The following is a 14,492-nucleotide window of genomic DNA, read 5'->3' as shown; positions in this document are numbered from 1 at the left end:
GGCCCCCGCAGGAGCCCTTTCACGACATTGCGTGCCTCGCACGCGTCTTTTCTCACGCGTCAGCGAGTGATCTGCTGGTATTCACCGGCATCGGCCGTCACGCTGCTCACCACCAGGATGGCAATGAAGGCCGCGATGAAGCCGGGAATGATCTCGTACACGCCGGGTCCCCCCATGAAGGATGCGTTCCAGCCCAGTGAAATCCAGAGCATGACGGTGACGGCACCCACCACCATCCCCGCCAGGGCGCCGGCGCCGTTGGTGCGCGGCCACATCAGCGACAGGATGATGAGCGGGCCGAACGCCGCACCAAAGCCTGCCCAGGCGTTACTGACCAGCCCCAGCACCTTGGAGTTCGGGTCGGACGCGATGACGATGGCCACCAGCCCCACCGCCACGACACAAAGCCGGCCAACGGCGACGATCTCTTTCTCTTTCGCTTCCTTGCGCAGGAAGAGGCGATAGAAGTCCTCCGTCAGGGAAGAGGATGACACCAGGAGCTGACTGGAAATGGTACTCATGATTGCGGCGAGCAGGGCCGCAAAGAGGAAGCCGGTGACCAGCGGATGGAACAGCAGGTCCGCCAGGATGATGAAGATGGTCTCTGGATCTTCAACGTTCATGCCGTTGCGCACGGCATAGGCGCGTCCGAAGATACCCAGGGAGACCGCGCCGATCAGGGAGATGAGCATCCAGCTCATGCCGATGTTACGGGCAATGGGAACATCCTTCTGTGACCGGATGGCCATGAAGCGCACGATGATGTGCGGCTGTCCGAAATACCCCAGCCCCCAGGTCACCGCCGACAGCCAGCCGACGATGGTCAGTCCCTCCGTCCACGAGAGTAGCGTGGGATCGACCTCACGCAGGGTTTGTGATGCCTGGGAGAAACCGCCGCCCCCCTCGCCGAAGAGCACCACCGCCGGCATGACGATCAGGGCCAGCATCATGATGCAGCCCTGCACGAAGTCCGTCATGCTCACGGCCAGGAAGCCGCCCACCACCGTGTACGCAAGCACCACGCCCAGGGTGATGATGACGCCCGCAGAGTAGTCGCTCAGGCCGCCGAAGTTGAAGATGCCGGCGAAGGCGCTCTCGAACAGCTTGCCGCCTGCCACCAGGCCCGACGCCGTGTAAACCGCGAAGAAGACCACGATGACAATCGCGGATACCGTCCTCAGCGGGATGGCCTGGGTCGGGAAGCGGTTTCCCAGGAATTCCGGGATGGTGATCGCATCATTATAGTGAAGCGTCTGCTCGCGAAGGCGGGGGGCGACCAGCGTCCAGTTGAAGAACGCCCCCACCAGCAGGCCGATGCCGATCCAGGCAGATCCCAGGCCGGAGACGAACATCGCCCCGGGCAACCCCAGCAGCAACCAGCCGCTCATGTCCGAGGCCCCGGCCGACAGGGCCGCCACCTGTGGACTGAGTTGTCGGCCACCCAGCATGTAATCCTCGGACGTGGACGTGGATTTGCGCATCGCATAAAAGCCGATGGCTATCATGAGCGCAAAGTATGCAAAAAGACTTATCCAGACACCAATAGCCATGAAAGTTCTCCAGTTCTCCAGTTCGTCAGGGCGGAAACCGCTCCAACCGCCGAGTGCTTTTCCTTGTTGAATCCGGTAGTGGCACGCCTTGTTCTTGTACGCTCTCTGCTGTGAACGTCCAGGGGCGACAGCCCCTTCGACGCCAGCCTTTCCATCTCGACACCTTCCTTCTGCCGTTTCAGTGTTGTTCCGCCGTGCTTCAATAGCAAGGCGCCCACCAAACCGCTTCGGTACCCGCTGTCAACGCATGATGTGTTGCCACCCGGGGGGGTGGTGTGCTCCATCAGGCTCTGCCCGGTGGCAAAGCGGCCCCGCCATCTTGTTGGGGAAGGGCGGGTTCCCGCCTTGTGCGCAGACGTTCGGACCATAGCCTCGCTCGTTGAGGGCGTCGACCCCTTGTCGATCCTCATGGCATGAAAAGGGGCTCCCGCAGGAGCCCCTTGACGAAGGCGATCGCGTGGCACGTGATCGTTCAGCGATGGATGTGCTGATACTCGCCGGCATCGGCGGTGGCGAGACTGCCCACCATGATGGCGATCCAGGCGGCAATGAAGCCGGGAATGATCTCGTAGACGCCCGGGCCACCCATGAACGATGCGTTCCAGCCCAGAGAGATCCAGATCATGACGGTAGTGGCACCGACCACCATGCCCGCGATGGCACCGGCGCCGTTGGTGCGCGGCCACATCAGCGACAGAATGATCAGAGGGCCAAAGGCCGCACCGAAGCCCGCCCAGGCGTTACTGACCAGCGCCAGAACCTGGGAGTTCGGATCCGCGGCAATGACCGCTGCCACCGCACCGACGAGGACCACGCAGGCCCGGCCGACGGTGACACTTTCCTTCTCGCTCGCCTCCTTACGCAGGAACAGGCGGTAGAAATCTTCCGTCAGGGAAGAGGCGGATACCAGGAGCTGACTGGAGATGGTGCTCATGACGGCAGCCAGCAGGGCGGCAAAGAGGAAGCCGGTGATCAGCGGGTGGAACAGCAGGTCCGCCAGGATGATGAAGATGGTCTCCGGGTCCTCGACGTTCATGCCGTTGCGCACGGCATAGGCACGCCCGAAGATGCCCAGTGAGATGGCGCCGATCAGGGAAATGGCCATCCAGGACATGCCGATGGTGCGGGCGACAGGGACGTCCTTCAGGGTACGAATGGCCATGAAGCGCACGATGATGTGCGGCTGACCGAAATAGCCGAGGCCCCAGGTGACGGCCGACAGCCAGCCGATGAAGGTCAGCCCCTGAGTCCATGTCAGCAGGTTCGGGTCGACTTCGTTCAGGGTCTGTGACGCCTGGGAGAAGCCGCCGCCCCCTTCACCGAACAGCACTACCGCCGGCATGATGACCAGCGCCAGCATCATGATGCAGCCCTGCACGAAGTCCGTCATGCTCACGGCCAGGAAGCCGCCCACCACCGTATAGGCCAGCACCACGCCCAGGGTGATGACGATGCCGACGGCGTAGTCACTCAGGCCACCGAAATTGAAGATGCCGGCAAAGGCACTTTCAAACAGCTTGCCGCCAGCCACCAGCCCCGAGGCGGTATAGACCGCGAAGAAGATCACGATGACGATCGCGGACACCGTGCGCAGGGAGAGCGCCTGGGTCGGGAACCGGTTGGCCAGGAAGGACGGAATGGTAATAGCGTTGTTGTAGTGTACGGTCTGCTCACGCAGTCGCGGCGCGACCAGCGTCCAGTTGAAGAACGCCCCCACCAGCAGGCCGATGCCGATCCAGGCCGACCCCAGGCCGGAGACAAACAGCGCCCCGGGCAAGCCGAGCAGCAACCAGCCGCTCATGTCCGAGGCGCCGGCCGACAGGGCCGCCACCTTGGGACTGAGGTTGCGGCCACCGAGCACGTAGTCTTCGGAGGATGACGTCGACCGTCGCATCGCATAGATGCCGATGGCGATCATCAGCGCAAAGTACCCAAAAAGACTTATCCAGACACCAATAGCCATGTAAAAACTCTCCAGTTCGTCAGGACGGAAATGGCACCGACCGGTCAGTGATTTTCCTTGTTGAATCCGGTAGTGACACACCTTGTTGTTGTACGTCGTCTTCTGTTCGCGTCAAAGGGTCCCCCCTTGACGCCCGCCTTTCCATCTCGATACGTCCCTCCTGTTTCCGATTGTCGTTCCGCAGTGCTTCAACAGCAGGCGCCCTTCACCCCTCTTCGGCCCCCAGGGTCAACAGCGATGCATTGCCCCCCAGGGCGGCGGTGTTCTCCGTCACGGTCTTCTCGGTGGCGAAGCGCAGCAGGTAGTGCGGACCGCCGGCCTTGGGCCCGGTACCCGAGAGCCCCTGGCCGCCAAAGGGCTGTACGCCCACCACTGCACCGATGATGTTGCGGTTGATGTATACGTTCCCGGCACGGACCTTCCTCGCGATCTCGTTGGCGAAGGACTGATTCCGGCTGTGCACGCCGAAGGTCAGGCCATAGCCCCGGCCATTGATGGCGTCGACCACCTTGTCGATCTCGCTGGCTTTGTAGCGCACGATGTGCAGCACGGGGCCGAACTGTTCGCGCTCCAGGGCCTCGACGCCATCGATCTCGAACGCGACCGGCGCGACGAAGGTGCCGTTGGCGGTGTGGGCGGGATCGAGTCGCGTCTCGGCCAGCAGGCGCCCCTCGGCCTTCAGCCTGTCGATGTGCGCGGTGAGTCCCTGGCGGGCCTCCTCGTCGATCACCGGGCCCACGTCGGTGCCCAGGTGGCGCGGGTCGCCCACGTGCAGCTCGTCCATGGCGCCCTTGAGGATCTCGATGACCCGGTCGGCCACCTCCTCCTGTACGTAGAGAACGCGCAGAGCGGAGCAGCGCTGGCCGGCACTCTGGAAGGCCGACTGGATGACGTCGGCCACGACCTGTTCGGGCAGGGCGGTGGAGTCGACGATCATGGCGTTCATGCCACCGGTCTCGGCGATCAGCGTCGGCAGGGGGGCGCCTTCGCGGGCCGCCAGGGCACGATTGATGATCTGGGCGGTATCGGTGCCGCCGGTGAAGACCACGCCGGTGATGCGCGGGTCGCCGGTCAGCACGCTGCCCACGGTGGGACCGTCGCCGGGGAGCAGCTGCACCACGTCACGCGGCATGCCGGCTTCCTGCAGCAGCTCGATGATGCGGTGGGCGGCCAGCGAGGTCTGCTCGGCGGGCTTGGCCAGCACCGTGTTGCCCGAGACGGCGGCGGCCACCACCTGACCGCAGAAGATCGCGATCGGGAAGTTCCATGGGCTGATCGCCGCGAATACCCCCTTGCCGCCCATCATCAGGTCGTTGGACTCACCGGTGGGCCCCGGCAGACGGGTGGGACTGGCGAAGCACTCCTCGGCCCGTACGGCGTAATAGCGGCAGAAGTCCACCGCCTCGCGGATCTCGTCGACGCCGTCGGTCAACAGCTTGCCGCCCTCCCGCGAGCACAACGTCATCAGCTCGGCGAGGTTTTCCTCCATCAGGTCGGCCAGGCGGCTGATGATGGCGGCGCGCTCGGCCACCGGCGTGGCGTCCCAGCGAGGGAAGGCGGCCCAGGCGGCGTCCACGGCCTTGGCGGCCTGATCCTTGGTGGTCCACTGCACGCTGCCTACCCTGGCCTGGCGGTCGAAGGGGCAGAGCACGTCGTGGCATTCACTCGCGTCTTCAGCGACATCGAAGGCCAGCAGCGGCCGGGTGTGGTACTCCCTGTCCATGAAGGTCGCCATCTCATCGATGAGCGGCCGGTACTGGCTGCTGATGTTCAGGTTGACGCCCCTGGAGTTCCGGCGCGTCGGGCCGTAGATGTCCCTGGGCAACGGAATCCTGCTGTTGGCGTAGGTCGCGAAGGGTTTCAGCGTCTCCACCGGGTGGACGCACAGCGACTCCACCGGCACGCGCGGATCCACCAGCTGGTGCACGAAGGAGGAATTGGCCCCGTTCTCGAGCAGGCGGCGCACCAGGTAGGGCAGCAGGTCCTTGTGGGCACCCACCGGCGCATAGATGCGGCAGTAGGTGCCCTTCGGAGCTCGCTTGAGCGCCACGTCGTAGAGGGCCTCGCCCATGCCGTGCAGGCGCTGGAACTCGAAGGGACGGTCGGCCGCATTGGCAAGGTCCAGGATGGTGCTGATGGTATGCGCGTTGTGGGTCGCGAACTGCGGGAAGATCCGCCCACGGGTGTTCTCCGACAGCAGGAAGCGGGCGCACACCAGGTAGGCGACGTCGGTGCTGGCCTTGCGGGTATAGACGGGATAGCCGTCGGCGCCGATCTGCTGGGATTCCTTGATCTCGGTGTCCCAGTAGGCGCCCTTGACCAGGCGCATGGGGATCTCGTCGCCCTGCAGGTCGGCCAGGCGGTTGAGGTAGTGCAACACCGGCATGGCGCGCGTGGAGTAGGCTTGCACGACCAGGCCGAAGTGGCCCCAGCCCTGGCAGGTCCGGCTCTCGTAGACGGCCCGGAAGACCTCCAGCGACAGCTCCAGGCGATCGACCTCCTCGGCATCGATGGTGATCGCCACGTGGTGCTCGCGGGCGAGGGTGGCCAGTTCGCGGACCGTGCCGACCAGTTCCTCCAGCACCTGGTCGCGCCGACCGAACTCGTAGCGCGGGTGGAGCGCCGAGAGCTTGATGGAGATCGAGGGCGGCGGCGTCTTCGCCGGCAGGGCCTTGCTGGTCGTGCCCACGCGCCTGATGGCATCGGCATAGGCGTCGAAATACCGCGAGGCATCGGCCCGGGTGCGGGCAGCTTCGCCGAGCATGTCGTAGGAGTAGGTGTAGCCCTTGTCGAACAGCGGCCTGGAGCGCTTGAGCGCCTCCTTGATGTCGCGGCCGAGCACGAACTGCTTGCCCATGATCTTCATCGCTTCATACATGGCGCGCCGGATCACCGGCTCACCCAGGCGATTGACCAGCTTGTTGATGAAGTGGGCGGGCTTGCCCTCCCTGGGCTTGTCCATGTTGATGACGCGACCGGTCATCAGCAGGCCCCAGGTGGACGCGTTGACGAACCAGGACTCGCTCTGGCCGAGGTACGACTTCCAGTCCGACGGTCCCAGCTTGTCCTCGATCAGGGCGTCGGCGGTGGCCTTGTCGGGGATGCGCAGCATCGCCTCGGCGAGGCACATCAGCATCAGGCCCTCGTGGGTATCCAGGCTGAACTGCTGGAGCAGCTCGTCGATGGAGTCCACGGCGGTGTCCATCTCGCGGACCTCTCGCACCAGCTCCGCCGCCTGGTGGGCGGTGCGCTGGACATCCGCCTCATCGGCCGACAGGAGGTCGACCAGTTCGCGAACAAAGGCATCTTCGTCGACCACATAGTGATCACTGATGCGTGCGAAGAGGGTGTCGAGTTCCTGCTGCCAGGTCTCGCCGGCCAGCATGGTGTTGGCGTTTAACATCTAACTCCCCAGGTTGTGAGCCGTCGTCAGCGGGCGGTGCCCGGCCCGCGGCGACCTGTCGCAGCCGGGCGTGGGACATCCGATGAGGGTAGGAGCGCGCGTGACGTCCTGCTTGTCGATTTCCCGGTAGAATTTAACGATTTCACGGATTTGGACCGTATCGCGGTTGAAATTGCGACTTTGGTCTAAGCGTTGTCGTCTGCGAGAGCGGGCCGTTGGGAGAGCCGACCGCGTCGGTCCCGACGCAGCTGGCTGGGGGGCTGGCCGAAGGCCTGGCGATGCGCCCGAGACAGGGCGCTCAGGCTGGTGAAGCCGGTCAGCTCGGCGATCTCGGACAGCGGCAGCCGGCTCTGCTGTATCCAGTGGCGGGCGCTCTCCAGTCGGCGGCGCGTCACGTACTGCCAGGGTGAGAGCCCCGTGCGCTGGCGGAAGCGTTCGCGGAAGTGCGCCTCGCTCAGGCACGCCTCGGCGGCGAGGTCGGCGACGCGAAGCGGGTCGCCCAGGTGACGGTCGATGAAGCGGTCCAGGGCCGCCAGGTCAAGGCGGCGCCCGGAGGTCGCCGGCTCGCTGGCCAGGCGGGCATGCAGGGCGCCCAGCAGGGTGCCGGCCAGTCGCTCCTGATGGAGGGGGGGCACGTGTCCGTCGCGGGCCAGCAGGCGCAGTTCCTGGCGCAGGAACTCCAGGTAGTGGCGCAGGGCGCTGTCGAGCGCAAAGAAGCGTGGCGCATCGAACAGGCGAACCAGGTCGCCCTGGTGGCCCGTCATGGCGAAGGCCGTGCGGGGCATGTCCAGCACCAGCTGGTGGTTGTCTCGGGTGCCGGCAAAGGAGTGCAGGTGGTTGGCCGGCACGATGCAGCCCGAGAAGGCCGAGATGGACCCTCCCAATCCCTCGATCTCGAACTGCGCCTCGCCCCTCAGGCCGATCACGATCTGGTGGAAGTCGTGAGCGTGGTGGTGGATCGTGGTGTCAAGCGGGATCTGGCGGATGGCACTGGTCATGAGTGGCCTCCGGCTGGACATGTCAGGTGCATGACTTCCATGACACCACAGCGTGAGGGGCGGCGCTTCAACGCTGTGCGTCACTCCTTGCCGCGTTGCAGCGCGGTGTGGGCCGCCAGGTGGTCACGCAGCGCCGCCAACTCCTCCTGGCCCTCGCTATCGAGCAGCGGCTTTCCCCGGGTCACACGGCCATGGCGCCCATGCTCGTCCATCAGCCGCTGGGCCCGGCGCCGAATCCCTTCCAGGTAGTCGTCATGGCGGATCGGGTAGCCGATGACAGTATTCCACTCGGTCTCGTTGACATGGCTTTCCAGCGCCTTGTCGAAGAGTTCCAGCAGGTGCTCGGGCTCGGTGCGAAAGCGCGGGGTGCCGGAGAGCATCAGCAGGGCCACCATGCCTCCGAAGATGACCAGGCAGACGACAAGGACCAGCAGGAACATCGACATGGTTCACGACTCCGTGTGTTCGGCCCGTCCCTGGGCAGGCTCGGTAAGCAGGTTGACCTATCGGGATGCCGCACCTGGGCAACGACTGCGCCGGATGTTGCGCGTGACGCCAACCGGTCAGCATGCCGCATCGGGACGGGCATCGGCAACCCGGCCTGGCGGGCCCGTCTCGAGCGCCTGCGGTCGCACCCCGGTCAGTGTGGATCGTCTCGATGATGGCGTGGACAGCGCGCTTGTCGGTGATCTCGGTCAGCAGGATGCAGAGTTCATCGCCCCCGAAACGGGCCACCACATCCTCCTGTCGAACGTGTCCCGTCAGCTCGTCGGCGACGCGGTAAAGTAGCCCATCGGTGACGCGATCGTCCTGAGTTCCACCGCTTCTCTTTCCCTGTGCCGGGGTCGAGCGTTCATGCATGGGCGGAGGTCGGCCCTCTGGGGGCGACGGATGGGGATACCGGTCATGCCGGGGTGGCATGGAGGGTGGCAGGGAAAGCTTGGAGCGGGTGAAGGGAATCGAACCCTCGTCTTAAGCTTGGGAAGCTTCTGCTCTACCATTGAGCTACACCCGCGAGGGATTTCGATAGTAAAACCAAGTGGTTAGGCATTGCAAGCGGCCCGCGCCCTTTTTTGTTGCTGCCGCGCTAAGTCCCTGTTTTCCGTTGCCTTGCCGGCCGTTATCCCTCGCCGTCGCCGCTGGCCGAGAGGGCGGGCCCGATAATTTTTTCCCGACCGGCGAACTTTTCTCTACACCGCTGTCTGATTGTGCGTAGGCAGCACCGCGATAGCAGTCGCTAACACTGTTGCTGGCTTGCACATTCGATCTTGCCGCCCCATGCCTCATGGGGCGGCTTTTCTTTGCGCGTACGCTTCCGGGTTCCGCGGCTGGGCCGGATACGACGACACCCGGCACTGGGCCGGGTGTCGGGGGGCTGTCGCGGAAATCAGGAATGGCGCATGCGCAGCAGGGCACTGAGCACGTCACGGCGGGTGACGATCCCCACCAGCCGGCCCTGTTCCACCACCGGATAGACCTTGGGCTTGGCACCAAGCATCTCCTGGGCCAGGTCGGTGATGCTCTTGGTGGGCGACACCGACAGCACCTCGTTGCGCATCATTTCGCTGACCAGCGGCGGCTCATCGCCGAGATAGGAACTCTCCAGCACCTTGCCCATCACGTCCTGCTCCGAGATGAAGCCGATCAGGTGGTCCCGATCGTCGACCACGGGCACGCCGGGCAGGCGATGCAGCGCGAGGCCCTCGGCCAGGGTGGATACCGAGGTCTTGCCGGTGACCCGGTAGCAGTCGCGGGACATGATCTCGCGCACGATGGTGGGGGCCTTGTTGGGCATGGCAGGTCTCCTTGTGCCGGGCGGTGATGGCCTGGGCCGCCTCCCGCGTCCGCGGGGCCGGCCCGTGACGCAGGCGCGTCTCGCCTCCAGCATAGCCGACTCGTGACCGTCTCAGGTAAGGGAGCTGCCAACGCTATCTCCCGCGGGCTGCCGCCTTGCGTCGTCGGTCAGGAACCCGGGACCGCTTGCCGGTTCCAATATGGCACACTCATGCCCACGCACCGGCGCTGCCGGCGTGGAACCAACGAGGGAGTGGCCTCATGGATGCCCGGGAATACATCGCCCGAAAAGGGCTGGATGGTGAGCGTGACCAGGAACGCCCCAACACCCTGGAGGAGAAGGCCTGGTCGCGCGCCAGGGAGGCCGGTGATCACCGGCCTCGCGCGGGGACTCCCTTCGACTGGGAGGAGTGGGAGCGCTATCACGAGACCCTGGCCGAGGGTGTCGAGTCGCTGGAGCAGAAGATCAACCACGAGGCGCATCGCAAGGCGCTGGAACACGAGGCCAGGGAGGCCGTCCAGCACTTCACCCCGGCGGCCGGCGAGCAGGTCAGGGTCGAGCGGGTGATCGAGCCCCCTCAGCCGGACCAGGGCCAGGACGCGGGCGAGCCCCGGGACCTGGTCTCCCTCCCCGAGCCCAGGGTCGCCCTGCACGCCCTGGCCGTGCTGCTGCCGCCTCTGGCCGTCGGGCTCTCTCAGGGGGGCACCCCCCGCGTGCTGGTCAACCTGGCGCTGACCCTGCTCGGCTGGTTGCCCGGGGTCGTGCATGCGTTCTGGTGGTTGCGGCACCCCTCGCCCTGAGGCGCCATGCCGAGAACGAGGCCTTGGTTATGCGGCCAGGGTGGGTATAATTGCCGTCAACCATGTTCCCGCCAGGAGTTTACCTTGGGCCTTCTCGTCGGCGTCACCGTCCTCTGGGCATTCTCGTTCTCGCTGATCGGCGTCTACCTGGCCGGCCAGGTGGACAGCTACTTCTCCGTGCTCATGCGCATCGGCCTGGCGACGCTGGTCTTCCTGCCCTTCCTGCGCCCCTCGCTGCTGCGCGGCCCTCAGCGGTTGGCCCTGATGGGGCTGGGGGCGGTGCAGCTGGGCGTGATGTACATCTTCTTCTACCAGTCCTTCCTGCTGCTGTCAGTGCCGGAGGTGCTGCTGTTCACCATCTTCACCCCGCTCTACATCGCGCTGCTCGACGATGCCCTGTTCGGTCGCTTCACCCCCTTCTATCTGGTGACCGCGTCGCTGGCGGTGCTGGGCGCGGCCGTGATCCGCTACCAGGGCCTCGACAGCGGGTTCTGGACAGGCTTCCTGGTCGTCCAGGGGGCCAACCTGTGCTTCGCCCTGGGCCAGGTGGGCTACCGCCGGCTGTCGGCGACTCTGCCCGAGTCGCTGCCGCGCCACAGCGTGTTCGCGTGGTTCTACCTCGGCGCCCTGGCAGTGGCCGTGCCGGCCTTCGCGCTGCTGGGCAATGCCGCGGGCCTGCCCACCTCCGGCGTGCAGTGGGGCGTCCTGCTGTGGCTGGGCCTGGCGGCCTCGGGGCTGGGCTACTTCCTGTGGAACCTCGGTGCCACTCGTGTCGACGCCGGTGCCCTGGCCATCATGAACAATCTCCTGATCCCGGCGGGCCTGCTGGTCAACCTGGTGATCTGGAACCGTGACGCCGACCTGCTTCGGCTGGGCGTGGGCGGGGCCATCATCGTCGGCTCCCTGGGCCTCAACGAGTGGTGGCTGAAGCGTCGCCGACTCAGCGCCGCCTGAGCGCGTTTGCTCGCCTCGTGGCCAGTCGCCATAATGAGCGGCCGCGAAGCGAGAGGCCCTTGCATGCCAACCTTCAAGAACATCGGTCTGATCGGTCGCCTGGGTAGCGCCAAGGTGGTCGATACCCTCAAGCGATTGATCCGCTTCCTCGATGACGGGGGCTACCACGTCATCATCGAGGACAGGACCGCCACGGTGCTGCTCGACCATGGCCATCCCGAGGCCGGTCGCCGGCTCCTGGGGGAACTCTGTGACCTGGTGATCGTGGTCGGCGGCGACGGCAGCCTGCTGGGGGCCGCCCGGTCCCTCTGTCACAGCGGCACCCTGGTGCTGGGGGTCAATCGCGGGCGACTCGGCTTTCTCACCGACATCTCGCCCGACGAGCTCGAGGCCCGCGTCGGCGAGGTCCTGGCGGGACGCTTTGAACTCGAGGAGCGCTTCCTGCTGGATGCCGAGCTCTACCGGGACGGCGTCCAGGTCGGCAATGGCGATGCCCTCAACGAGGTGGTGCTGCACCCGGGCAAGGCGGTGCGCATGATCGAGTTCGAGCTGTTCATCGACGACCAGTTCGTCTATAGCCAGCGCAGCGACGGCCTGATCGTGGCCACCCCCACCGGGTCCACCGCCTACGCGCTCTCCGGCGGTGGACCGATCATGCATCCCAAGCTCGATGTCATCACCCTGGTGCCGATGTTCCCGCATACCCTGTCGAGCCGACCCATCGTCATCGATGCCGCCAGCGAGATCCGCATCCATATCGGCGAGACCAATCAGACCTACCCGCACATCAGCTGCGATGGCCAGACGCGCGCGGTGGCCAAGCCCGACGACGTCCTGGTGATCCGTCGCAAGCCCCGCAGGGTCCAGCTGGTCCATCCGCTGGGTCACAACTTCTTCGAGGTCCTGCGCAGCAAGCTGGGCTGGAGCAATCGCCTGGGCGACTGAGGTAAGCATGCAAGGCACTCGCCGAGTCACCCCCCAAGGCACCCTCGAAGGCTACGACCTCATCGGTGACGTGCACGGCTGTGGTGCCACCCTGGGGTCGCTGCTCGAACGCCTCGGGTACCATCAGCGCGGCGGGGTCTATCGGCATCCACGCCGCAAGGTGATCTTCCTCGGCGACCTGATCGACCGGGGACCGCGTATCCGCCTGGCCGTCACCATCGCCCGGCGCATGGTGGAGGCAGGGGAGGCGCACATCGTCATGGGCAACCATGAGTACAATGCGCTGGCCTACTGCCACCGCGCCCCTGCCGGCATGAACCGCGAGTGGCTGCGTGAGCACACGCCCCGGCACAACCGCATCATCCGGGAGACCCTCGAGCAGTATCGCGACCATCCCCAGGAGTGGGAGGAGACGCTGGCCTGGTTCCTGGACATTCCCCTGTGTCTCGAACTCGACGGCCTGAGGGTGGTGCACGCCTGCTGGGATCCGGCGCTGGTCGATGAACTGCGTCGAGACCATCCCGACGGGCGCATCGACGAGGACTTCCTGGCCGCCTCGGTGAGGCCCGGGACCCGGGAGTTCCGGATCCTCGACCGCCTGACGCGGGGAACCCATGTGCTGCTCCCCGAGGGGGTGGAGATCCAGTCGGGAGACGGTTTCACCCGGCGGAGCTTCCGTGCCCACTTCTGGACGCGACACCCCAGGACCTGGGGCGACGTGGTGTTCCAGCCCGACAACCTGCCCGGCGACCTGGAGCGCCGCGCTCTCTCCGACGAGGAGCGGTCGCGACTCAGCTACTATGGGCCCGACCAGCCCCCGCTCTTCATCGGCCACTACTGGTGCGAGGGGATTCCGGCCCTGCCCGCCGCCAACATCGCCTGCCTGGACTACAGCGCCGTCAAGTTCGGCCGTCTGGTGGCCTACCGCTGGAGCGGCGAGCAGCAGCTCGATGCCGATCACTTCATGTGGATCCGCGTGCCCCGCGAGGAAGAGGCCCGACCCCAGCCCTGGGAGATCGATTTCGATTGATACAATTCTTTACGATAAAAGCGGACGAACGCGATGAACTCTCATTGACCGACGGTATCAGAGTAGGTGTTCCCTTGAATGATCCCTTGCTCTTGTCCGGCGGCCCCCTCCGCCGGACTTTTTCTTTGCGCGACCGGCAGGTGCCGTCATGGCGGCTGCGTCAACCGCCGGAGACACCCTCGTTGGAGAGAACATGTATCGGGTAATCCTGCTGCCCCACGACGTCGATACCCGCCCGTTGCGACAGGCCCTCTGGGCCCACCGCATCGGGCACCGGATCACCGAGGAGAGCGAGGGGCAGGTGCTGTGGCTGGTCGACCCCGCGCAGCACGACGCGATGCTGCGCCTGATCGAACGCTGGCGGCGGGGGGAGTCCCTGATGGCCGACGCGCCACAGGCAGGACGCGCCCCGTCCGGTCAGCTACTCGCCCCCTTCCTTCAGGTGCCGGTGACCTCCATCGCCCTGGCGCTGTGCCTGGTGGTCTTTGCCATCATGGGCGTGCTGGGTGACCGGGTGGTCGCGGCCCTGACCATCGTGCCGGTGATCGTTGCCCAGGGCGCCCTGGCCTTCGGCAACCTCGGCGAGACCCTCGCCTCGGGCCAGGTGTGGCGACTGCTGTCGCCGGCCTTCCTGCACTTCGGCTGGATGCACCTGATCTTCAACCTGCTCTGGCTATGGTACTTCGGCCGCCAGGTGGAGGCCCTGCAGGGCAGCCTGAGGATGCTGACCCTGCTGCTCATCGCCGGCATCGGCGCCAACCTGGCCCAGTACGCCGCCGGGACGGTGCTGTTCGGCGGCATGTCCGGCGTCGACTTCGCGCTGCTGGCCTATGTCTGGCTGATGTCCCGGCGTGCGCCACGCAGCGGCTTCTTCGTGCCCCAGATGCTGGTGGTCTTCATGCTCGGCTGGCTGGTCTTCGCCATGACCGACATGGCCGCCATGGTGGGGTTCGGCAACGTGGCCAACGAGGCGCACCTCGGCGGGCTGGTCGTGGGCCTGGTACTGGGCTGGTATCATTCCGGCCGTGCCCGCCGTCAATCCTGAGAGAACACG

General features: G+C 65.7%; 11 protein-coding genes, 1 tRNA gene and 1 pseudogene. 5 read left to right on the top strand and 8 right to left on the bottom strand.

The window, feature by feature from the left end; translation table 11 throughout:
- Window positions 1–59 precede the first annotated feature (59 nt).
- The 8 genes and pseudogenes from putP (BOX17_RS02465) to BOX17_RS02430 all read right to left on the bottom strand — a co-directional run bounded on the left by putP (BOX17_RS02465) (window position 60) and on the right by BOX17_RS02430 (window position 9,709).
- The gene (putP, locus tag BOX17_RS02465) at window positions 60–1,550 is read right to left on the bottom strand and encodes a sodium/proline symporter PutP (RefSeq protein ID WP_071941904.1); all 1,491 of its coding nucleotides are present in this window, start codon (window positions 1,548–1,550) and stop codon (window positions 60–62) included.
- 472 nt (window positions 1,551–2,022) lie between these two features.
- On the bottom strand, window positions 2,023–3,513 hold the full coding sequence (gene putP, locus BOX17_RS02460) for a sodium/proline symporter PutP (protein ID WP_071941903.1): 1,491 nt from the start codon (window positions 3,511–3,513) through the stop codon (window positions 2,023–2,025).
- Between the two features lie 205 nt (window positions 3,514–3,718).
- Window positions 3,719–6,916 (bottom strand): bifunctional proline dehydrogenase/L-glutamate gamma-semialdehyde dehydrogenase PutA, encoded by a 3,198-nt coding sequence (gene putA / locus BOX17_RS02455; RefSeq protein WP_071941902.1) that lies wholly within the window; start codon window positions 6,914–6,916, stop codon window positions 3,719–3,721.
- Between the two features lie 185 nt (window positions 6,917–7,101).
- Complete coding sequence (locus tag BOX17_RS02450; protein WP_071941901.1) at window positions 7,102–7,914, bottom strand: AraC family transcriptional regulator; 813 nt, start codon at window positions 7,912–7,914, stop codon at window positions 7,102–7,104.
- A gap of 80 nt (window positions 7,915–7,994) precedes the next feature.
- Window positions 7,995–8,360 (bottom strand): hypothetical protein, encoded by a 366-nt coding sequence (locus tag BOX17_RS02445; protein ID WP_071941900.1) that lies wholly within the window; start codon window positions 8,358–8,360, stop codon window positions 7,995–7,997.
- 253 nt (window positions 8,361–8,613) lie between these two features.
- Window positions 8,614–8,775: pseudogene (locus tag BOX17_RS17265) on the bottom strand (diguanylate cyclase domain-containing protein); the annotation flags it as partial.
- 80 nt (window positions 8,776–8,855) lie between these two features.
- Window positions 8,856–8,929 (bottom strand) — tRNA-Gly (locus BOX17_RS02435).
- A gap of 372 nt (window positions 8,930–9,301) precedes the next feature.
- Window positions 9,302–9,709: a CBS domain-containing protein gene (locus BOX17_RS02430; protein ID WP_071941899.1), complete on the bottom strand. Its 408-nt coding sequence runs from the start codon at window positions 9,707–9,709 to the stop codon at window positions 9,302–9,304.
- A gap of 260 nt (window positions 9,710–9,969) precedes the next feature.
- Here BOX17_RS02430 and BOX17_RS02425 point away from each other — a divergent pair, with 260 nt between their 5' ends.
- The 5 genes from BOX17_RS02425 to BOX17_RS02405 all read left to right on the top strand — a co-directional run bounded on the left by BOX17_RS02425 (window position 9,970) and on the right by BOX17_RS02405 (window position 14,483).
- On the top strand, window positions 9,970–10,509 hold the full coding sequence (locus tag BOX17_RS02425; protein WP_071941898.1) for a YqaE/Pmp3 family membrane protein: 540 nt from the start codon (window positions 9,970–9,972) through the stop codon (window positions 10,507–10,509).
- Window positions 10,510–10,593: 84 nt separating this feature from the next.
- Window positions 10,594–11,463, top strand: a complete 870-nt coding sequence (locus BOX17_RS02420; RefSeq protein ID WP_071941897.1) for an EamA family transporter — start codon at window positions 10,594–10,596, stop codon at window positions 11,461–11,463.
- A 63-nt stretch (window positions 11,464–11,526) separates the two neighbouring features.
- The gene (locus BOX17_RS02415) at window positions 11,527–12,408 is read left to right on the top strand and encodes an NAD(+) kinase (RefSeq protein ID WP_125925501.1); all 882 of its coding nucleotides are present in this window, start codon (window positions 11,527–11,529) and stop codon (window positions 12,406–12,408) included.
- A 7-nt stretch (window positions 12,409–12,415) separates the two neighbouring features.
- Window positions 12,416–13,438 (top strand): metallophosphoesterase, encoded by a 1,023-nt coding sequence (locus BOX17_RS02410; RefSeq protein ID WP_071941895.1) that lies wholly within the window; start codon window positions 12,416–12,418, stop codon window positions 13,436–13,438.
- Window positions 13,439–13,631: 193 nt separating this feature from the next.
- Window positions 13,632–14,483: a rhomboid family intramembrane serine protease gene (locus tag BOX17_RS02405; protein ID WP_071941894.1), complete on the top strand. Its 852-nt coding sequence runs from the start codon at window positions 13,632–13,634 to the stop codon at window positions 14,481–14,483.
- The last annotated feature ends 9 nt before the right edge of the window (window positions 14,484–14,492 follow it).

Origin of the sequence: Halomonas aestuarii (assembly GCF_001886615.1) — a bacterium.
Lineage (GTDB): Bacteria > Pseudomonadota > Gammaproteobacteria > Pseudomonadales > Halomonadaceae > Halomonas > Halomonas aestuarii.
The sequence above is the reverse complement of the archived record's forward strand: the minus strand, read 5'-3'. Positions and strand labels throughout refer to the sequence as shown.